Raw genomic sequence first — 19,596 nt, 5'->3', positions numbered from 1 at the left:
GACGCCATGGCGACCGAAACCACTCAAGCCGCCGGTCACGCAGCTGAGGCCGCGTCCGCACCGGGCATGCCGCAGCTCGACTTCTCGACCTGGGGCAACCAGATTTTCTGGCTGATCGTCACGCTGATCGCGATCTACTTCATCCTCAGCCGTATCGCGCTGCCGCGGATCTCTGCGGTGCTGGCGGAACGCACGGGAACGATCACCAATGACATCGCCGCCGCCGAGGACCTGAAGCAGAAGGCCAAGGACGCGGAAGCGGCCTATGAAAAGGCGCTGGCCGATGCCCGCGTCGAGGCCAACAGGATCGTGGCCGAGACCCGGTCCGAGATCCAGGCCGATCTCGATGCGGCGACCGCCAAGGCCGATGCCGAAATCGCGGCGAAGACCGCCGAGGGCGAGAAGGCGATCGCCGAAATCCGCGCGAACGCGATGGAAAGCGTCGAGACCGTCGCCAAGGACACCGCCCAGGCCATTGTTTCGGGGCTCGGCTTTTCCGCCGAAGCCGCGTCTGTCGACAAGGCCGTGGCCGACCGGATGAAAGGCTGAACGATGCGTTATGCTGCCCTGATTGCCGCCCTGATCGCCGCGACACCCGCCGCGGCCGCGACGGGCCCGTTCCTTTCGCTCGGCAACACCGACTTCATCGTGCTGCTGGGCTTTTTGCTGTTCATCGCCGTGCTGATCTATTTCGGCGTTCCCGGAATGCTGATGGGCATGCTGGACAAGCGCGCCGACCAGATCCGCTCGGAACTGGACGAGGCGAAATCGCTGCGTGAAGAGGCGCAGGCGCTGCTGGCCTCGTACGAGCGCAAGCAGAAAGAAGTTCAGGCCCAGGCGGACCGGATCGTCGAGACCGCCCGTAAGGAGGCGTCCGACTCTGCGGCCCAGGCCAAGCTCGATCTCGAAGCCTCGATCCAGCGCCGTCTTGCCGCGGCCGAGGATCAGATCGCCTCGGCCGAGGCCTCGGCCGTGAAAGAGGTCAAGGACCGCGCTGTCGCCGTCGCCATTGCCGCCGCCCGCGAGGTCATCGCCGGTCAGGTCAAGGCCGCGGATGCCAACAAGATGATCGACGACTCGATCGACACGGTCGAACAAAAGCTGCACTGAGGTCCCCTGCGGGACTGCAGAAAAGCCCGGGCCGCTCTGCGTCCCGGGCTTTTTCGTTGCGTCAGGCCCTTGCGCGGTCGGTTATCGTCGGGCTTGACCCAGGGGTCCCGTGACCCGCGCCCTGTTCAAGTGGGAGTTCCTCGGGACCGGCCCGAGGATGTTGCGCAGCCGCCGCCTAGAATTCGACGCCGACCTGCGCCTTGATGCCGGACCGGAAGGGATGTTTGACCAGTTCCATCTCGGTCACGAGGTCGGCGATCTCGATCAGCTCGTCCTTGGCGTTGCGGCCGGTCAGCACGACATGGGTCATCTCGGGCTTTTCGGTGGTCAGGAACCCGGTCACCTCGGCGATGTCGAGATAGTCATAGCGCAGGGCGATGTTGATCTCGTCCAGCAGCACCATGCGGTTCGCGGGATCGCGGATCAGGTCCTTGGCCTTTTCCCAGGCGGCCTGGGCCATCTCGGTGTCGCGGGTGCGGTCCTGGGTTTCCCAGGTGAAGCCTTCGCCCATGGTGTGAAAGGCGCAGATGTCGGTGAATTTCGACAGGATCAGGTCGCGTTCCCCGGTGGACATGCCGCCCTTGATGAACTGCACCACCGCACAGGGCATGTCGTGGGCGATGCAGCGGAAGATCATGCCGAAGGCGGCCGAGCTCTTTCCCTTGCCCTTGCCGGTGTGGACGATGACCAGACCCTTCTCGTCGGTCTTGGTGGCCATGATCTTGTCGCGGGCGGCCTTTTTCTTGGCCATTTTCCTTGCGTGGCGGTCGGGATCGTCGGTCATGGCATTCTCCTGTCGCGGACATACTGCGTAGCGCGGGCCCGCGGGCGGAGCAAGGGAAAGGGCGGATCGGGCCCGCGTCGGGGCCACCCGCCGAGCAGCGGTCCCGGGGTCGCGCGGCGGTGACGCCCGCCGGGAACGTTGTGGCGTGTTCGCGTCGCGGGGCGCTCGTGGCTGGGGCTTAACGGAATGTTCACCTTTTGAGACGCCAATGAAACGATGGATCGCCTCATTCCGATTTTCCTGCTGATCCTTCTCGGGGCCTGCGATGCCGCCCCGACGGGCTTTCGTGGCGTGCCGCCGTCGCGCCATGTGGTCGAGGGCAGCCAGTTCAGTGTCTATCGCAAGGGCGGTCTGGCCCAGGCCGTCCGGACGAACCGCCAGTTCGCCCCTCGGATCGGGCCGCTGGCCGGGCGCGCGGCGGTCGCGATCCAGCAGGCGACCGGGTGCCGCGTGACGGAGCTGGCGGGCGACGCGGCGGTTCTGGTCGGGCGGCTGCGGTGCGACGCTCCGGTTGCGCGGGCCTGCGAGGTCGATGCCGAACTGCGGGGGCGTCGCGGGATGCGCCTGCCGGTGGTGCGCAGATGTGCGGGATAGCGGCTCAGACGGGCCGTTCGAAAGTCACGCTCGTGGGGCGGTCGTGGCCGGGATGCGCGGTGCGTCCGGTCTGCACAAAGCCGAGCCGGCGGAAGGTCGCATGGTTCTCTGACAACTCGACCCTTGTCTGGAGGCGCAGTGTCGGCAGGCCGTGCGCAGCGGCCCGATCCCGGGCGAGGCCGATGAGGCGGCGGGCAAGACCCGTGCCCCGCGCACTCTCGGCGACGGCCAGCTTTCCGATGTACAGGTGATCGGTTGCGGGCGTGAGGATCACGCAGGCCGTCGGTCCGGGAATGATCCAGAGTTCGTTCTCGCGCGCCTCTTGCGCGAGGCTGGCAGGGGTCATCCGCGTAAGCGAGGAGGGCGGGTCGATCCGCGCATCCATAGGGGCGAAGGCGCGCCGCAACAGGTCCAGCACCGGCGCCAGGTGGTCGTCGGGACCTAGCCGCATCGGCCGTTCCGTGTGCGCTTGGCTCATGCGAGGTCCGAGATCCGGGCGCGGGCCGAATTGGAGCGGGGTGTCCAGAGCCCCCGGTCGATCGCCTCCTGCAGCCGTTCGGCCATTTCGCGCAGGGCCGCGGGATTGTGGTCGGCGATGAAGGCGCGGGTCTCCTCGTCGGCGAGAAAGGCTTCTTCGACGAGGTCGAAGTGGTGGGGCTTGACCGCGCCCGTGGTGGCGGCGAAGGCAAAGAGATAATCGACCGTGGCCGCCATCTCGAAGGCGCCCTTGTAGCCGTGCCGCTTGACCCCCTCGATCCACTTGGGGTTCACGACGCGGGAGCGGAGCACGCGGGAGATTTCCTCGTCCAGGGTGCGGATCACGGGCCGTTCCGGGCGGGAATGGTCGTTGTGATAGACCGGCCGCGCGCGGCCCTGGAGATGTTGGATCGCGGCCGAGGCGCCGCCTTCGAACTGGTAGTAGTCGTCGCTGTCCAGCAGGTCGTGCTCTCGGTTGTCCTGGTTCTGCACGACGGCCTCGGCCTGCGAGAGGCGCTGCTCCAGGCCCGCGCGATCGGCCTCGCCGCCGGTCGATGCGCCGTAGGCATAGGCTCCCCAGGTCAGGTAGGCCTCCGCCAGGTCGGCGGTGCCGGACCAGAGCCGTTCGTCGATCATCGCCTGCAGGCCGGCCCCGTAGGCGCCGGGTTTCGATCCGTAGATGCGGTGCGCCGCCTCGCCCGCGCGCCGCCGCGCGGCGGCCGGGTTGATCTCCTCGGGCTCGTCGAGCTGCTGGACCGCCCGGGCGGCGCTGTCGAACAGTGCGATGAGCTGGGGGAAGGCGTCGCGGAAGAACCCCGAGATGCGCAGGGTGACGTCGACGCGGGGACGGCCCAGGGCGGTCTCCGGGATGATCTCGAACCCGGTGACGCGGCGGTTCGCGGCGTCCCATTGCGGCCTGACGCCCATGAGAGCCAGCGCCTGTGCGATGTCGTCGCCCCCGGTGCGCATGTTGGCCGTGCCCCAGGCGGTGACCAGCAGTGAGCGGGGATAGTCGCCGTGGTCCTGAAGATGACGCTCGATCAGGAGGTTGGCAGATTTCCAGCCGAGCTTCCAAGCCGTCGGCGTGGGCACCGCGCGGCTGTCCACGCTGAAGAAGTTGCGCCCCGTGGGAAGGGTGTCGAGGCGGCCGCGGGTCGGCGCGCCGGATGGCGCCGGGGCGATGAAATGCCCTGCAAGGGCGGTGAGGAGGCCCGAGCCCTCGGCCGCGCCGCAGGCCGCGAGGGTCGGGGCGATGTCGTCGCGGATCGTATCGAGCACCGCGCGGCTCGCCGGGCCGGGGCACGCAGCCTCGCGCGGGGGCGCCAGGATGGCGTCGACCAGCGCGGCGCCGCAAAGCTCGATCCGTTCGACCGTGTCGCCGGTGCTGCGCCACGGGTCGTCGGACACGGCGGCCAGCGCGGCGGGGCGCGGTCCGGTCCAGGGCTGCCCTGGGTCGCAGTCGAGCGGGTCGAACCCGAGGTGGAGGTCCCGGGCCAGCGCGCGGGGGAGAGAGGCGTCGCCCCCCGTGCCGTCGCCGCGCGGGATGCGGGTGAGCGCGAGCAGGAGGTCACGGAAGAGGCGGCCGGTCGGGGACTGGCCGAAGATGTGCAGGCCGTCGCGGATCTGCGCCTCCTTCAGATCGCAGAGCCAGGCGTCGAGCTTTTGCAGGTCGGTCTCCTCCTCGCCGGTGAAGCCGACATCCAGATCGATGCCGGTGGCGGAGGTGAGGCTGAGGATCTCGCGGCGGAGGTGGTCGATGCGCCGCGGATCGACCCCGGCGGCCTCGTAATATTCGTCGACCAGCGCCTCGAGGTCGCGCAGGGGGCCGTAGCTTTCGGCCCGTGTCAGGGGCGGGGTCAGGTGGTCGATGATGACGGCCTGGGCGCGCCGCTTGGCCTGGGTGCCTTCGCCCGGGTCGTTGACGATGAACGGGTAGATATGGGGCATCGGGCCGAACACCGCCTCGGGCAGGCAGGTTTCGGACAGGGCGATGGCCTTGCCCGGGAGCCATTCGAGATTGCCGTGCTTGCCCATGTGGACGATCGCATGCGCGCCCCATGCCTCGCGCAGCCAGATGTAGAAGGCGAGGTAGTTGTGCGGCGGGGGAAGGTCGGGGGCGTGGTAGGTCTCTTGGGGGTCGATGTTGTAGCCGCGGGCGGGCTGGACGCCGATCATGACGTTGCCATGGGGGTGGAGGGAGAGCTTGAAGCCGGGGGTGCCTTCGGCCCGGGCGGCCGGTCCGGACGCCTCCGGCGGGAGTATTTCCGGCAAGATGAAGCCGGGGTCCTGCGCTTCCTCCGGCGTGAGGTGGTGAAGGAAAGGGTCGTCTTCGGGGCGGCCCCATCTGTCGGTGATCTGCTGCTTGACCTCCCAGGGGAGGGCATTGAAGTGCTGGAGATAGGTGGCGAGGGGGAGGAACGTGCCTCCGGTGCGCGCGGCGCGGTCCGTCAGGTAGTTGGTGGGGCCGGCCGTGATCTCGGCCATCAGCGCGGCGCTGTCGGCGGGCGGGGTCTTCACGGTATAGCCCTGGCTGGCCAGCAGGGACAGGGCGTGGATGGTGGCTGCGGGCGTGTCGAGGCCGACGCCGTTGGCGAGGCGACCGTCCTTGTTGGGGTAGTTGGCGAGGATGATCGCGGCGCGGCGGTCCGGCGGCGGGGTGCGGCGCAGGGTGGTCCAGCGGCGGGCCAGCTGGGTCACGAAGTCGATCCGGTCGCCGCGGGTCTGCCAGCCGGCGATCGGGCACTGGGTGGCCTCGTCGTAGAAGCTCTCGCCCTTGAAGGCGACCGCGCGCGAGAGGATGCGGCCGTCGACCTCGGGCAGGGCCACGTTCATGGCGATGTCGCGGGCCGAGAGGCCGGTCAGGGTTTCTGACCAGACCTCTTCGGAGGTGGCGGAAAGAACGACCTGGAAGACCGGGCTCCGGTTGGCCGAGGGAGCGGTGAGGGGGTTTTCTCCGGTGTCGTCGCCGTGCGGCGAGCCGACGGCGAAGCTGGTGAGGTTGAGGATCAGCTCGGGCGTGGTTTCGGCAAAGAGATGGTCGAGCGTGGCGGCGGAGACCGGATCCTTGAGCGAGGCCACGTAGACCGGCAGCGGGTTGAGACCGGCACGCAGGAGGGTCTTCGTCAGGCGGTTGATGGGGCCGAGGTCGCCGGCCTGGAGAAGGGCGCGGTAGAAGACGATTGGCACGGTCGGGGCGTCGGGGGTCCAGGCCCGGCGGAGGGTGGCGAGGTCGGGGGCGGAGGCGCCGGGCCAGTAGAGGCCGGCCTTGAGGAGCGGCCGCGCGGGGGCGGGGCGGTCGGCGCCTTCGAGCATGGCCCGGGCATGGGCGAGGAAGGTCCGGGCATTGTCCGGGCCGCCTTCGACGAGCGCCTGCCAGAGGGCGGTGTAGTCCTCCTCGGGCACGGTGGAGAGGCGGCGCAGATCGGCATCGGGCCTGTCGTCGCCGGGCAGGGCGGCGAAGGGCACGCCGGCCTCGGCCAGGCGGGCGGCGTATTGCTCCAGCCCGTATGCCCAGTAGGCGGCGCCGCCGAGGATGCGGGCGACGACCAGTTTCGATTTCGTGGCGGTGTCGTCGAGGTGCAGGTCTACGGACATCGGGTGCTGCAGGTTCGACAGGTTGGCCAGCCTGAGGGAGGGCGGATCCTGCATCGCCGCGCGGGCGTGGGAGAGGGCGGCGAGTTCGGTGTCCGCGGCGGAGATCACGACGATTTCGGCCGGGGTCTGGGCGAGGTCGACGGCCTCGGTGTCGTCGATGCGTCCGGGCGTGGCGGCGAGAAGGTGCATGGCGGGTGTCCGGGGTCGCCCCTGCGGGGCGATGCCTCCGGCGGGGATATTTGCGGGACCAAAGAAGCGGGGGCGGGCGCCCCGGCCGGTCAGGCGGCGGTCTCGGCCTCTTCCGTGGCTGGGAGGGTCTTTTCCATGAAGACGGAGGTTCCGTTCTCGGCATAGGCGCCGAAGGGGCCGCGCCGGGTGAAGCCGTGGCGTTCGTAGAGGCGGCAGGCGGCGTCGAGCCTGTCGGCGGTTTCGAGGCGGAGGAGCGAAACGCCTTCGTCGCGGGCCGTGTCTTCGATCTGGCGGAGCAGGGCGGCGCCGATGCCGCGGCCGCGGGCGGCGCCGGAGACGTAGAAGCTTTTGACCTCGCCGTAGCCGTCGCAGAGCTTGAGCGCCGCGCAGCCGAGGGTCTCCGCGCCGTCGCGGGCGGTGAAGAACCGCACATCGGGCTGCGCCAGCGCGGCGTGGGAGAGGAAGTGGTTCTCCTCGGGGTCGAAGAGGCGGCGCATCAGGGCCTGGCTGGCGTCGAGCAGGGCCGAGGCGGGCGGGGCGATCGGATCGCCGGGTTCGACGATTATCATGCGGCCAGAGCCCTTTCGATCGCGGCGCGGTCGAGGCCGGTCTGGCCGATCACGACGAGGCGGGTTTCGCGGGGGGCGGCGCCGAAGGGCTGGTCGTAGTAGGTGTCGATGCGGGGACCGACCGCCTGCAGGGTCAGCCGCATCGGCTTGCCCGTGACGGCGGCGAAGCCCTTGAGGCGCAGGATGCCGTGAGCCCGGATCGTGTCGGCGACCTGTTCGGCGAAGGCCTTCGGGTCGGCGACTTCGCCGCGTGTGACGACGAAGGATTCGAACTCGTCGTGGCCGTGCTCGTGTTCGTGATCATGGTCCTCATCGTCATCGTCATCGTCATGGTGATGATGGTGGTGGACCTCGTGACGGGCCTCCATGTCGGCCTCGGCGGCGGTTTCGAGGCCGAGAAGCACTTCGGTCGGCAGCGCACCCATGGCGGCCTGAACGACACGGACGCCGGGACGGGTGGCCTGGGTCAGCGTCTGCGTGGTGGAGGTGAGCGCCGTGGAGTCCATCAGGTCGGACTTGTTCACGACGATCATGTCGGCGCAGGCGAGCTGGTCCTCGAACAGTTCCGACAGGGGCGTCTCGTGGTCGAGGTTCTCGTCCAGGGCACGCTGCGCGTCCACGGCGGCGACGTCATGGGCGAAGGTGCCGGCGTGATGGGCGGGGCCGTCGACCACGGTCACCACGCCGTCGACGGTGACGCGGGTCGAGATGGCGGGCCAGTTGAAGGCACGGACGAGGGGCTGGGGCAGGGCGAGGCCGGAGGTCTCGATCACGATGTGGTCGGGGCGCTCCTCGCGGTCGAGCAGCTTTTCCAGCGTCGGGATGAAATCCTCGGCCACGGTGCAGCAGATGCAGCCGTTGGAAAGCTCCATGATGTCTTCTTCGCGGCAGGCCTCGTCGCCGCAGCCGCGCAGGATGTCGCCGTCGACGCCGAGGTCGCCGAATTCGTTGATGATGAGCGCGATCCGTTTGCCGTTCGCGTTCTGCAACATGTGGCGGATCAGGGTGGTCTTGCCGGCGCCGAGAAAGCCGGTGACGACGGTTGCGGGGATCTTGGCGGGCATCCTGTGCCTCCCTCAAACGGTGGAAGGGCGGCTCGCGATGAGCCGCCCGGGATGGTCGTCGGACTGTCCGTGGATCAGGCGGCGGCGAAGAGGCGCGGGGTGAAGAGGCGCGCGGCCCGGGTGTCGCGCAGCGTCTTGGCCCCGGCGAGGACGGCGAGATCGGCCAGAGGCTCGATCACGATGACCATCATGTAGGCTGCGCCGAAGGACAGGACCGAGGCGACGTTGGTCGCGCCGAAGCCCTGACCGTAGAAGGCCCAGAAGGCGACCCATGCCACGACACCGGCCTGGAAGGTGGTGGAGAGCGCCAGCGCCTGGCCATAGCTCACGTCGGCATAGCGCGTACCGGCGGGGATGATCCGCCGGGCGAGGATCGACATGGCGTAGAGCGGGGCGAGCAGTGTCGTCACGTTGATCGTGTACTGCGGCAGGTCGAACGGCGCGAAGAGCAGGCCCTGCGCCAGCAGGCCGAGCGCCAGGCCGATGGCCGCGGGGGCCGCACCGAACAGCAGGAAGAGCGTCGAGCCGAGGATGAAGTGAACCTCGGAGACGCCGACGGGGAAGTGCGGCAGGACCTGGAAGAAGATGAAGGTCAGGACGGTCGAGGCGGCGGTGCCGATGGCGAGGCGGGCGATGTCGAGGCGTTTCACCTGGTCCCAGACCAGTTTCGCGGTGTAGCCGCCGGCCGCGGCGGCCGTGCCGTAGCTGAGGACCATTTTCGCGCCAGTGACGATTCCGGGTTCGATATGCATGTGTCTGTCTCCTTCGCCGTCATCCCCGACGGCCGGTTAGAATTGACGCAGGGCTGGTCTCCTGGCTCGCGGGTCGTCGCATCGTGCCGCCTTCCCGGTTGCCCAGTGGCTCGTGACACATGCTCTCCGCTCACAGTCGCGGGGGCGGCTGCGGCTGAAGGCCCCGATGTGGGTCGCCTCTCCGCATTCCCATTTGATCCTCGGGCCTGAGACCCGTCTGAGGAACCATGCCTTTCGGTTGTGCCGCGCGCGGCCCGGCCCGGTCAAGAGCGAATCGTGGCGCCTGCCGGTCCGGGCTGACGGACTCGTGATGCAACCCGGTCCGGGCCCGGCCGTTGACTCCCGTTATCCAAATCCAGAGGGAGACTGTGAATGACCCTGCGAACCAGCCTGCTGTCCGGTGCGGTAATTGTCGCCGCGGCCCCCGTCCTGGCCGACCCGACCTTCAACCGGGGCGATCGCAACACCGACTTCGAGCCTCAAAGCGACAGCCAGTTCCGGGCCGAACTGGTGTCTTCCGACATGGAACTGGAGCGTACCACCGTTGCGGGCGGGCTCGTTCATCCCTGGGGTATCGATGTCCTGCCGGAGGATGCCGGGTACCTCGTGACCGAACGCAGCGGTCAGCTGCGGCACGTCAGCGAGGCGGGCGAGATGTCGGACCCGATCGCCGGTCTGCCCGAGGTGGCGGCGCAGGAGCAGGGCGGGCTGCTGGACGTGGCGCTCGGGCCGGATTTCTCAAGCGACCGCATGATCTATTGGACCTATGCCAAGCCGGTGGAGGGCGGTTTCGTAACCGCGGCCGCGCGGGGCGTGCTGAACGAGGAGTTGACCGAGGTCACCGAGGTCGAGGACATCTTCGTGCAGACACCCGCCGCAAGCGCACCGATGCATTTCGGGTCGCGGATCGTGTTCGACGGCGAGGGGCATGTCTTCATCACGACCGGCGAGCACTTCACGCAGGAATACCGCGTCCTGGCACAGGAGCTTGACAACACCTTCGGCAAGGTCGTGCGGCTCAACCTCGACGGGTCGGTTCCAGACGACAATCCCTATGTCGGCGACGACAGCGCGATGGACGAAATCTGGAGCTATGGCCACCGCAACATCCAGGGCGCCTGGATGAGCGACGGGCAGCTCTGGACGATCGAACACGGGCCGAAGGGCGGCGACGAGATCAACCTGACCGAAGCGGGCAAGAACTATGGCTGGCCCGAGATCTCCTATGGCGCGCAGTACAGCGGGAACCCGGTCGGCAGCGGCGAGGCCCAGGCCGAGGGGATGGAACAGCCGGTGTATTTCTGGGACCCGGTGATCGCACCGGCGGGCACGGTGGTCTACGAGGGCGAGACGTTCGGCGCATGGTCCGGCGACCTGCTGATTTCGTCGCTGCACCCGGGCGGGATCGTCCGCCTTGTCATGGAGGACGGCACGGTCACCGCGGAAGAGCGGCTGGTCCGGGACATGGGGCGCGTGCGCGATCTGGCTGTCGATGACGACGGGACGATCCTGGCGCTGACCGATTTCGAGGACGGGCGGCTTGTCCGCATCGCGCCGGCCCCCTCGGGGAATTGATCGGCCTCCGGTGATTGCCGGCCAATATGTTGTGGATATCGCCGCTGCGCCTTCAATATTTGGGCGCGGCGGCGTTGACTAGTCCGCGCGGGCTACGTCAGTCTGAAAGCCGGTCCAGAATCATCGACAGGCGCGCTCCGTGCGGTTTTCCAAACTTCGCCTCACCGGCTTCAAGAGTTTCGTCGATCCGACGGATCTTCTGATCCATGACGGGCTGACCGGGGTCGTCGGGCCGAACGGCTGCGGCAAGTCGAACCTACTCGAGGCGCTGAGATGGGTCATGGGCGAGAACCGTCCCACGGCCATGCGGGGCGGCGGCATGGAGGACGTGATCTTTGCCGGCGCCGCATCGCGCCCGGCCCGGAACTTCGCCGAGGTCAGCCTGATCATCGACAATGCCGAACGGCTGGCGCCGGCGGCGTTCAACGACTCGGACCAGATCGAGATCGTGCGGCGGATCACCCGCGATGTCGGGTCCGCCTACAAGGCGAACTCAAGGGACGTGCGGGCGCGGGACATCCAGATGCTCTTTGCCGATGCCTCGACCGGATCGCAATCGCCGGCGCTGGTGCGGCAGGGGCAAATCTCGGAACTGATCAACGCCAAGCCCAAGGCCCGGCGCCGCATCCTGGAAGAGGCGGCTGGCATCTCCGGTCTCTATCAGCGGCGGCACGAGGCCGAACTCAAGCTGAACGCGGCCGAGCAGAACCTCAAGCGCGTCGACGATGTGATCGAGACGCTGACCCAGCAGTTGCAGACGCTGGAGCGGCAGGCCCGGCAGGCGCAGCGATACCGGGCCATCGGCGCCGAGTTGCGCCGGGCCGAGGGGCTGTTGCTCTACCGCCGGTGGAAAGAGGCGGACGATGCGCGGACGGCGGCCAGGGACGGGCTGAAGAACCGGGAGGCCGAGGCGGCGCAGGCCGAGGCGGCGGCGGTGCGTGCCGCGGGTCTGCGGGCCAAGGCCGAGGACGGATTGCCCGCGAAACGCGAGGAAGAGGCCGTCGCGGGGGCCATCCTGCAAAAGCACCTGGTCGAGCGGGACGCGCTGACCGAAGACGAGGCCCGGGCGGCCGAGACGATCGCCCTTCTGACCGGCCGGATCGAACAGCTTGTCCAGGACCGCACGCGGGAAGAGGGCCTGAACCGCGACGCGGGCGAGACCATCGACCGGCTCGAGTGGGAGCAGAGGGAACTCGCCAAGGCCGGCGAAGGCCATGAGGCGGCGCTGGCAGAGCTGAAAGAAACGGCGCGCCAGGCGGCGGCGGTGCTGCAGCAGCGCGAGAGCGATCTGGCCACGCTGACCGAGGACGTGGCGCGGCTGGCGGCGCGGCACCAGTCGGCTCAGCGGTGGTACGACGACAGCCTGCGGACCGTGACGCGCAGCGAATCCGAGGCCGAGAAGGCCCGGTTCGCCGTCTCCGAGGCCCGGACCGTGCTGTCCGGGGCGGCCGAGGACCGGACGGCGGCCGAGGCCGAACTGTCTCAGGCCCAGGGCACGGTGCAGCGGGCCGAGGAGACGCTGACGGCGGCTGAGACTGCGCGGGCCGAAACGCAGTCGCGGGAATCCGATGCACGTGCGGCGCTCTCTTCGGCTCAGGGCGAGGTGAACGCGCTGCGGGCGGAGACCACGGCGCTGGCCCGGCTGGTGCAGCGCGAATCCAGCGAAGGCGGCCAGGTTCTCGACGATGTGCGGGTGACGTCGGGCTACGAGAAGGCGCTCGGCGCGGCGCTGGCGGACGACCTCCGGGCCCCGGCGGTGTCGGGGGACGGACCGTCAGGCTGGGTGATGCTGGACGATTATACCGAGGCCCCGGCGCTGCCCGCAGGTGTGATGCCGCTGCGCGACGTGGTGACCGTGCCCGCGGTGCTGCGCCGGCGGATCGCGCAGGTGGGGCTGATCGATCCCGAGGAGGCGCCGCGCCTGCAGCCCCTGTTGCGGCCGGGCCAGCGCCTGGTGTCGATCGAGGGCGACCTGTGGCGATGGGACGGCTATCGCGCCTGGGCGGAGGATGCGCCCTCGGCGGCGGCCCTGCGCCTGGAGCAGTTGAACCGGCTCGAGGAACTCAAGCAGGAGAGCGAGCGCGCCACGGCGCAGGCCGAGGGTGCGCAGGCGGCACATGCGTCGCTTTCCAGGCGCCTGGCGGATCTGACCGATGCCGACCGGCGCGCGCGCGAGGCGCGGCGGCAGGCGGATCAGCTGGTGGCCGAGGCGGCGCGCAAGCTGAACCGGGCCGAGGCCGACATGTCGCTGGCCGAGAGCCGGCTGGAATCGCTGGGCCTGTCCGTGTCCCGGCACGAGGAAGAGGCGCTGGCCGCCTCGGCCCAGCTGAAGGAGGCCGAGACGGCGCTTGCGGATCTGCCCGATCTCGACCGGGCCCGGGGCGGCGTCGAGGACGTAAAAATGGCGGTCGAGGCGGCCCGGGTCACCATGATGTCCCGCCGCGCGTCGCACGACGAACTGCGGCGCGAAGGCGAAGCGCGGGTGCGCCGGGCGCAGGAAGTCAGAAAGGAGATCAGCGGCTGGCGGCTGCGGCTCGAGACGGCGGACAAGCGGATCGCCGAGATCGAGCGGCGCGATGCCGAAAGCAGGGCCGAGCTGGACAGGGCGAAAACGGTGCCGGCAGAGCTGGCGGCGCGCCGCGAGGATCTGAATGTGGCGGTCGCGACGGCCGAGGCGCGCAAGGCCGAGGCGACCGCCGCGCTGTCTGCGGCCGAAGCCGCCCTGCGCGAGGCCGTCGCCGCGGAACGGGATGCCGAGCGGACCGCCTCGGAGGCGCGCGAGGCGCGGGCACGGGCCGAGGCCCGGGTCGACGGGGCGCAGGAGGCCGTCGAGACGGCGGCCGAGCGCATCGCCGAGGCGCAGGAGATGACGCCGCGGCAGCTGCTGGAAAGCCTCGGCGCCGATGTCGACACGATGCCGCCCTCGGACGCGATCGAGAACGAGCTGAACCGCCTGCGCCGCCAGCGCGACGCGCTCGGGGCGGTCAACCTGCGTGCCGAGGAGGATGCAAAGGAGGTCGCGGCCGAGCATCTGAACCTGATCCGGGAAAAGGACGACCTGACCGAGGCGATCGCGACCCTGCGCGGCGGAATTGCCGGGCTGAACCGCGAGGGCCGCGACCGGCTGCTGGCCGCCTTCAGCCAGGTGAACCGCAACTTCGGCATGCTGTTCCGACACCTCTTCGGCGGCGGCGAGGCCAATCTCGTGCTGGTCGAAAGCGAGGATCCGCTGGAGGCGGGGCTGGAGATCATGTGTCAGCCGCCGGGCAAGAAACTGTCGGTCCTGTCGCTGCTGTCGGGCGGCGAGCAGACGCTGACGGCGCTGGCGCTGATCTTCGCCGTGTTCCTGGTGAACCCCGCGCCGATCTGCGTGCTGGACGAAGTCGATGCGCCGCTGGACGATGCCAACGTGACCCGCTTCTGCGACCTGCTGGACGAGATGTGCCGGCGCACCGATACGCGGTTCCTGATCATCACGCACCATGCGGTGACGATGGCGCGGATGGACCGGCTGTTCGGCGTCACCATGCAGGAGCAGGGCGTCTCGCAGCTGGTTTCGGTCGATCTTAAACGGGCGGAAGCGCTGGTGGCGTGAGGCGGCGGCCCCCGGCCCTTGGAAGGCTCGGGGTGCATCGCACGTGAAGATGGTGCCTGCGCGAGAGTTGCCACGTCGTGTTTCCTGGAATTGTCCGGGGCGTCGGTGGCTCCCCCGCGCGTCGGTCCTGTTGCGCAGGGGCGCGATCCGGGGCGGGGGATCCTCGGGGCGCGATCCGGGGATGGCGACACGTGGGGCGGTGACGCGCCGGCCGAGGGTTAGAGGCGCCCCGGCTGCCTGACGCGAGCAAGCCGGGCCGCGGTCCGGGTCTCGGCGAACAGCCGCCGAACGGTTTGATCCCGCCGCTGTGCGGCCACAGATCCCGGGGGTACCACGACAAGAGAGGAAGCCTGTGATGCTCATGCTTCGCGATGCGCTGTCGTCTCTCTGGACGCAGCTGAATCCAAAGGAACCCGGGATCGGGTTCCTGGTGGCCTTCATGGCCACCGCCCTGACGATCTTTGCCCTGGGGCTGATCATCGGCGCCGGCGCCGAGGTGGTTACAGCCGGTTGAGCAGCGCCGGGGTGGGCCAGGCATCGGCGGGAAGGCCGAGTTCCTGCTGGACCTGCTGCACGGCCTCGCGCGTCTTCGCCCCGAGGATGCCGTCGACCTCGCCCACGTCATGGCCGCGCGCGACGAGCCTGCGCTGGAGCCGGATCATCTGCTTGTCCGAGAGACCGGGCTCGGGGTTTCCGGCGTCGAAGACCGGCGCCCCTTCCAGCCGGGTGGCGAAGTAGGCGGCCGTCAGCACGTAGGTGAAGCTCTGGTTCCATTCGAAATAGACGCTGAAATTCGGGTAGGCGAGGAAGGCCGGACCCTTGCGCCCCTGCGGAATGATGACCGAGGCGGGCTGATCCGACAGCCACCTGCCCGAGCGCGGGCGGACCCCCATCTGCTGCCACTGCTGCGGCGACATTGCGGTTCTCAGCCCCGTCTTCGACCAGTCCATCCCGTCCGGCACGTCGATTTCCTGCAACCACGGCTCGCCCGGGCGCCATCCGAGGTGCCGCAGCATCCTGGCGCCCGACATCAGCGCATCGGGGGCGGATGTCTTGAGGGTCACGTGCCCGTCGCCGTCCCCGTCCACGCCGTTCTCGATGATGTCGCCGGGCAGCATCTGGACCATGCCGATCTCTCCGGCCCAGGCGCCGGTGGTGCGTGCCGGGTCGAAATCGCCGTTCTCGTAGAGTTCGAGGGCCGAGAAGATCTGCGGGCGGAACAGGTCGGGGCGGCGGCAGTCATGCGCCAGCGTGGCCAGGGCGTTCAGCGTGTTGAAGTCGCCCTGGAAGGCGCCATAGTCGGTCTCGAAGGCCCAGAAGGCCAGCAGGACACCCCGGTTGACGCCGTACTCGGCCTCGATCCGGTCGAAGATGGAGTCGTATTTGCGCGCGTTGGCCGCGCCCGCGTTCAGGCGGTGCTGCGAGATCAGGCGGCGGGCGAAGGTGGTGAAGTCGAGTTGGAACACGCCTTGCGCGCGGTCGGCCCGGATGACCTTGGGATCCTGGCGGACCGAGGCGAAGAATCGATCCACGGTCGCCCGGTCGTGGCCCCTCTGGACCGCTTCCGCCTTCAGGCCGCTGACAAACGTGCCGAAGCTGCCACCGCAGGCCGCGAAAGCGGGGCTGGCGGCGAGAAAGAGGGCGGTCGCGGCAAAGATCACTCGGTGCATCTGTATCCTTTCTCAAGCGGTTCGGCGCACCCTAGCAGGTCGGGGCAAGGGGGCAACGGGGCTAGTGCCCCGCCACCAGCGCCACCGGGAGCAATAGCGCCCAGCTGCGCCAGATGAGCGCGACGGCGGCCTCGATCTCGGCCGGGCCGATGGTCCGGCGGCCCGCGGGGTTGACGAAGGGAAACGCCCGCCGTTCGCCGTGATAGGACCGGGGGCCGGCCAGGGCGACGCCGAGGCACCGGGCCATCGCCGCCTCGGGCCAGCCGGCATTGGGCGAGCGGTGCCGGCGAGCATCGGCGCGCAATTGCGTCCAGTCCGGCCAGTGCCGGGCGGCGAGGCACATCAGACCCGCCGTCAGCCGGGCGGGCAGGAGGTTCAGCAGGTCGTCGCAGCGGGCGCTCGCCCAGCCGAAGTCCGCGTGGCGGGGCGTGCGATACCCGATCATGCTGTCGGCGGTGTTCACCGCCTTGTAGGCCAGCATGGCGGGAAGCCCGCCGACCATGAACCAGAAGGCGGGCGCGACGATCCCGTCCGAGAGGTTTTCGGCACCGCTCTCGATGGCGGCGCGGCTGATGTCGGCAGGGTCCATCCCCGCGGTATCGCGCCCGACGATCCGCGCCACGGCAAGCCGCCCCGAGCCTGGCGAGAGGCGCAGGCCATCGGCGACGGCCCGCACGTGATCCGCGAGAGACCGCTGGGCCAGCAGGACCGCCGCGGCGAGGATCTCGACGACCGGACCGGGGATCGCGATCAGCGCGCCGGTGGCCAGCCCGCCGGCGATCAGGGCGAGGCAGAGGAGCGTGCCTTTCGCCTTCCGCATCCCGCCGCGGTTCAGCCGGCGATCCGCCCAGCCGATCGCATTGCCGATCGCCACCGCGGGATGCGTGACGCGGGACCAGAGCCATTCCGGTTCCCCGAAGGCGGCGTCCAGCAGGAGCGCGGCGGCCAGGATCATGCGAAATCCTGCAGCGCGGTTGTCAGCCGCGTCCATTGGTCCGGCGCCGGCAGGCCGAAGCGGATGGCGGTTCGGGACCAGGGGAAGAGGCGGGTAAGGATGTGCCGGCGCATCAGGTGGTCGTGCAGGTCCTGCGCGCGCGGATGATCATAGAGCCGGAAGAGCGTCGTGCCGCCGGTCAGCGTCGCGCGGGTCGCGGTCACAGCGCGGTCCAGCCGTGCGGCGTCGCGCGTCAGGCGGTCGCGCGTGGAGCGCGCCCACTCTCCGTCCTTCAGCGCCGATGCGCCAATGGCGAGGGCCGGGCCGGACACCGGCCAGGGTCCGATCCGTGCGGCGAGGTGACCGATCAGGTCCGGATCGCCGATCACGAAGCCCAGGCGCAACCCGGCCAGCCCCCAGAACTTTCCGAAGCTCTTGAGGATCAGGATCCCGGGACGGGCGGCGAGATGGACGAGCGAGGCGTCGGGGTCGGTATCGCAGAAGCTCTCGTCGATGATGGTGAGCGGCGCGTCCGCCTCGGCCGGACCATGGCGGGTTCCGTCGGGATTGTTCGGGTGGACGAGGATCCGGGCGTCGGGTGCGTCGTCTGCGCAGGGGCGCCAGCCAGCGGCACGGAAGGCTGCGGCGTGCTCGTTGTAGGTGGGTTCGCGGATGGCGAAGGTTCCGGGCCCGGCGAGCCGGGGAACCTGCGCGATCGCGATCGAGGCGCCGGGCACGGGGAGGAGCGCGGCCCCGTCCGGTACGCTCCAGGCCCGTCGGGCCGCGGCGATGAGGCGGTCGTTCGCCGCACGGTCCGGCAATTCGGCCCAGGCGGCCGCGGGGACCGCGCCCGTGGGGTAGGGCATGGGATTGATGCCGGTTGACAGGTCGATCCACGCCTCCCGCGCGCCGCCGAAGCGGTCGATGGCCTGATCGAGCCGGCCTCCGTGATCGCGTCCGCTGGCGTCTGAAGTCATGCTGAAGCCCGAGCTGTTGCCGTCACCGGGCCCTGCGGACCCGTCTGCCGGCGGGTTTGACCGCATTCCGGCGGATTTGGCAATTTCTCCCGCAAATTTTTCGATCCGAAAAAGCGTTTACCGTTTATTAGGATTTTTCGGCCCATGCTGAGGGGGCTCGTCGGTATGTGGATGTCTGGTCATGGCGTAGATGAACAAGCGAGGGTCCCGATTTGAAGCTCTTGGAGTATGCGCAGCCAGAAGGGCCGGCGGAACGGTCAGGGGGCGTTCCGCTGCGGGTCCTTGTCATCGGCGCCACGACCGATGTTCTCCGACGCATGTGGATTCGTGATCTCACCGCGCACGGTTTCAACGTCGAGGTGGCGGAGGGCGAGGGGCAGGCCCTCGACCACCTGCGAGAGCAGGCCTGCGACGTCATCCTCCTCGACATGGTCTTTCAGCGCGGTTCGGCGCTCGTGGTGTCCGATTACGCCAATTTCCGACGACCGGAGGCCAAGCTGATTTTCGTGAACAGCGACGATTTTCTCGCCGACGGAACGATCTTCCGCCTCTGCTCCAACGCGCGGGCGATGATTCCCGCGCACAGCAAGCCCGCCGACGTCGCTGCCATGGTCGCCTATTTCGGCGGCGCCGTCTGACCCCGCTCAGTCCCCCCGGCCATGCGGCGCCTCGAGGTCGAGTTCCGCCGTGATCGGCACGATGCGGTACGGATTGATGTGGTCGTGGCTGTAGTAGTAGTGGCGGGTGATGTGGTCGAAATCTACCGTTCCCGCCACACCGGGCCACTGATAGAGTTCGCGCAGATAGCCCGCCATGTTGGGGAAATCGACGATCCGGTTCCGGTTGCACTTGAAGTGGGTGTGGTAGACCTTGTCGAACCGGATCAGCGTGGTGAACAGCCGCCAGTCGGCTTCCGTTACCCGGTCGCCGGCGAGATAGCGCGAGGTCGAGAGGATTCCCTCCAGCCAATCCAGGCTGTCGAAGAGCGCGTGCACGGCGGAATCATAGGCCGATTGCGAGGTGGCAAAGCCCGACTTGTAGACGCCGTTGTTGACCGTGTCGTAGACGCGGGCGTTGATCTCGTCGATCCGGTCGCGCAGCTCTTCGGGATAATAGTCGTCGGTATTTCCGGTGATCCCGTCGAAGGCGCTGTTGAACATGCGGATGATCTCGGCGCTTTCGTTCGAGACGATGGTGCCGCGCGTCTTGTCCCACAGGACGGGTACGGTGGCGCGGGTCGTCACATCGGGATCGGCGGCCGTATAGACGCCGTGCATCGCCCCGGCGTTCAGGATCGGATCTCCGGTCGCACCGGGGAAGTCGGTCGAGAAGGTCCAGCCCTCGTCCAGCATGTCGGGATGCACGACCGAAAGCCCGATGTGGTCGGTCAGCCCTTTCAGTTCGCGAAAGATCAGCGTCCGGTGCGCCCAGGGGCAGGCGTAGGACACGTAGAGGTGATAGCGGCCGCTCTCGGCCTCGAACCCGCCCTCGCCCGACGGGCCGGCAGAGCCGTCCGCGGTGACCCAGTTCCGGAACGAGGATTCCTTGCGTTTGAATTCTCCGTCCTCGGCGAGCTTGCCAAGGTTCTCTTTCTGCCATTTGCCGTCGACCAGTTGGCCCATGATGTCGTCCTCTGTCTCGTCTCCCCATCAGAATAGGGCGCGGAGGTGGCGATCCAAGCCGGGGCGCCGCAGGTCCGACCTGCGCAGGCG

At 69.0% G+C, this 19,596-nt stretch carries 17 protein-coding genes and 1 riboswitch; of the genes, 7 read left to right on the top strand and 10 right to left on the bottom strand.

Features of this window, described 5'->3' with window-relative positions; translation table 11 throughout:
• Positions 1 to 6: 6 nt before the first annotated feature.
• Positions 7 to 549, top strand: a complete 543-nt coding sequence (locus OB2597_RS14225) for a F0F1 ATP synthase subunit B' (protein ID WP_040609806.1) — start codon at positions 7 to 9, stop codon at positions 547 to 549.
• Between the two features lie 3 nt (positions 550 to 552).
• Positions 553 to 1,110 carry a F0F1 ATP synthase subunit B gene (locus OB2597_RS14220; RefSeq protein WP_009806289.1) on the top strand — a complete coding sequence of 186 codons (558 nt, stop codon included), beginning with the start codon at positions 553 to 555 and terminating at the stop codon, positions 1,108 to 1,110.
• 175 nt (positions 1,111 to 1,285) lie between these two features.
• On the opposite strand, the gene cobO is transcribed toward OB2597_RS14220, so the two are convergent.
• The gene (gene cobO / locus OB2597_RS14215; protein WP_009806288.1) at positions 1,286 to 1,894 is read right to left on the bottom strand and encodes a cob(I)yrinic acid a,c-diamide adenosyltransferase; all 609 of its coding nucleotides are present in this window, start codon (positions 1,892 to 1,894) and stop codon (positions 1,286 to 1,288) included.
• A 216-nt stretch (positions 1,895 to 2,110) separates the two neighbouring features.
• Between cobO and OB2597_RS14210 the strand changes: the two genes are divergently transcribed.
• On the top strand, positions 2,111 to 2,488 hold the full coding sequence (locus OB2597_RS14210; protein ID WP_009806287.1) for a hypothetical protein: 378 nt from the start codon (positions 2,111 to 2,113) through the stop codon (positions 2,486 to 2,488).
• Between the two features lie 4 nt (positions 2,489 to 2,492).
• Here the strand turns inward: OB2597_RS14210 and OB2597_RS14205 are convergent, their stop codons facing one another.
• The 5 genes from OB2597_RS14205 to OB2597_RS14185 form a co-directional block, all read right to left on the bottom strand.
• Positions 2,493 to 2,966 (bottom strand): GNAT family N-acetyltransferase, encoded by a 474-nt coding sequence (locus OB2597_RS14205; RefSeq protein WP_148234738.1) that lies wholly within the window; start codon positions 2,964 to 2,966, stop codon positions 2,493 to 2,495.
• A complete protein-coding gene (gene cobN / locus OB2597_RS14200; protein ID WP_009806285.1) occupies positions 2,963 to 6,748 on the bottom strand; it encodes a cobaltochelatase subunit CobN in 3,786 nt (1,261 codons plus the stop codon). Before cobN ends, OB2597_RS14205 begins: the two co-directional genes overlap by 4 nt.
• An 89-nt stretch (positions 6,749 to 6,837) precedes the next feature.
• Complete coding sequence (locus OB2597_RS14195; RefSeq protein WP_009806284.1) at positions 6,838 to 7,317, bottom strand: GNAT family N-acetyltransferase; 480 nt, start codon at positions 7,315 to 7,317, stop codon at positions 6,838 to 6,840.
• Entirely contained in the window at positions 7,314 to 8,381 is a 1,068-nt protein-coding gene (gene cobW, locus OB2597_RS14190) for a cobalamin biosynthesis protein CobW (protein ID WP_009806283.1), read from the bottom strand. The genes OB2597_RS14195 and cobW overlap by 4 nt, the downstream gene beginning before the upstream one ends.
• A 74-nt stretch (positions 8,382 to 8,455) precedes the next feature.
• Entirely contained in the window at positions 8,456 to 9,133 is a 678-nt protein-coding gene (locus OB2597_RS14185; protein WP_009806282.1) for an energy-coupling factor ABC transporter permease, read from the bottom strand.
• Between the two features lie 34 nt (positions 9,134 to 9,167).
• Positions 9,168 to 9,376: riboswitch (cobalamin riboswitch) on the bottom strand.
• Positions 9,377 to 9,505: 129 nt separating this feature from the next.
• On the opposite strand from OB2597_RS14185, the gene OB2597_RS14180 reads away from it, so the two are divergent.
• The 3 genes from OB2597_RS14180 to OB2597_RS22105 all read left to right on the top strand — a co-directional run bounded on the left by OB2597_RS14180 (position 9,506) and on the right by OB2597_RS22105 (position 14,817).
• Positions 9,506 to 10,708, top strand: coding sequence for a PQQ-dependent sugar dehydrogenase (locus OB2597_RS14180; protein WP_009806281.1), 1,203 nt, complete (start codon positions 9,506 to 9,508; stop codon positions 10,706 to 10,708).
• A gap of 139 nt (positions 10,709 to 10,847) precedes the next feature.
• The gene (smc, locus tag OB2597_RS14175) at positions 10,848 to 14,303 is read left to right on the top strand and encodes a chromosome segregation protein SMC (protein WP_009806280.1); all 3,456 of its coding nucleotides are present in this window, start codon (positions 10,848 to 10,850) and stop codon (positions 14,301 to 14,303) included.
• A gap of 355 nt (positions 14,304 to 14,658) precedes the next feature.
• Positions 14,659 to 14,817 carry a hypothetical protein gene (locus OB2597_RS22105; protein WP_009806279.1) on the top strand — a complete coding sequence of 53 codons (159 nt, stop codon included), beginning with the start codon at positions 14,659 to 14,661 and terminating at the stop codon, positions 14,815 to 14,817.
• Here OB2597_RS22105 and OB2597_RS14170 read toward each other — a convergent pair.
• From OB2597_RS14170 to OB2597_RS14160, 3 genes are all read right to left on the bottom strand, one after another.
• On the bottom strand, positions 14,804 to 15,973 hold the full coding sequence (locus tag OB2597_RS14170) for a lytic murein transglycosylase (protein WP_009806278.1): 1,170 nt from the start codon (positions 15,971 to 15,973) through the stop codon (positions 14,804 to 14,806). The two genes, OB2597_RS22105 and OB2597_RS14170, sit on opposite strands and share 14 nt — an antisense overlap.
• Positions 15,974 to 16,034: 61 nt before the next feature.
• Positions 16,035 to 16,928 (bottom strand): adenosylcobinamide-phosphate synthase CbiB, encoded by an 894-nt coding sequence (gene cbiB, locus OB2597_RS14165; protein WP_009806277.1) that lies wholly within the window; start codon positions 16,926 to 16,928, stop codon positions 16,035 to 16,037.
• Entirely contained in the window at positions 16,925 to 17,884 is a 960-nt protein-coding gene (locus tag OB2597_RS14160) for a threonine-phosphate decarboxylase (RefSeq protein WP_040609802.1), read from the bottom strand. The genes cbiB and OB2597_RS14160 overlap by 4 nt, the downstream gene beginning before the upstream one ends.
• A gap of 221 nt (positions 17,885 to 18,105) precedes the next feature.
• On the opposite strand from OB2597_RS14160, the gene OB2597_RS14155 reads away from it, so the two are divergent.
• Positions 18,106 to 18,522: a DNA-binding transcriptional response regulator gene (locus tag OB2597_RS14155; protein ID WP_050759238.1), complete on the top strand. Its 417-nt coding sequence runs from the start codon at positions 18,106 to 18,108 to the stop codon at positions 18,520 to 18,522.
• 6 nt (positions 18,523 to 18,528) lie between these two features.
• Here OB2597_RS14155 and OB2597_RS14150 read toward each other — a convergent pair whose 3' ends face one another.
• Entirely contained in the window at positions 18,529 to 19,506 is a 978-nt protein-coding gene (locus OB2597_RS14150; protein WP_009806274.1) for a glutathione S-transferase family protein, read from the bottom strand.
• Between the last annotated feature and the right edge of the window lie 90 nt (positions 19,507 to 19,596).

The organism is Pseudooceanicola batsensis HTCC2597 (genome assembly GCF_000152725.1).
GTDB classification, from domain to species: Bacteria; Pseudomonadota; Alphaproteobacteria; order Rhodobacterales; family Rhodobacteraceae; genus Pseudooceanicola; species Pseudooceanicola batsensis.
The sequence above is the reverse complement of the archived record's forward strand: the minus strand, read 5'-3'. Positions and strand labels throughout refer to the sequence as shown.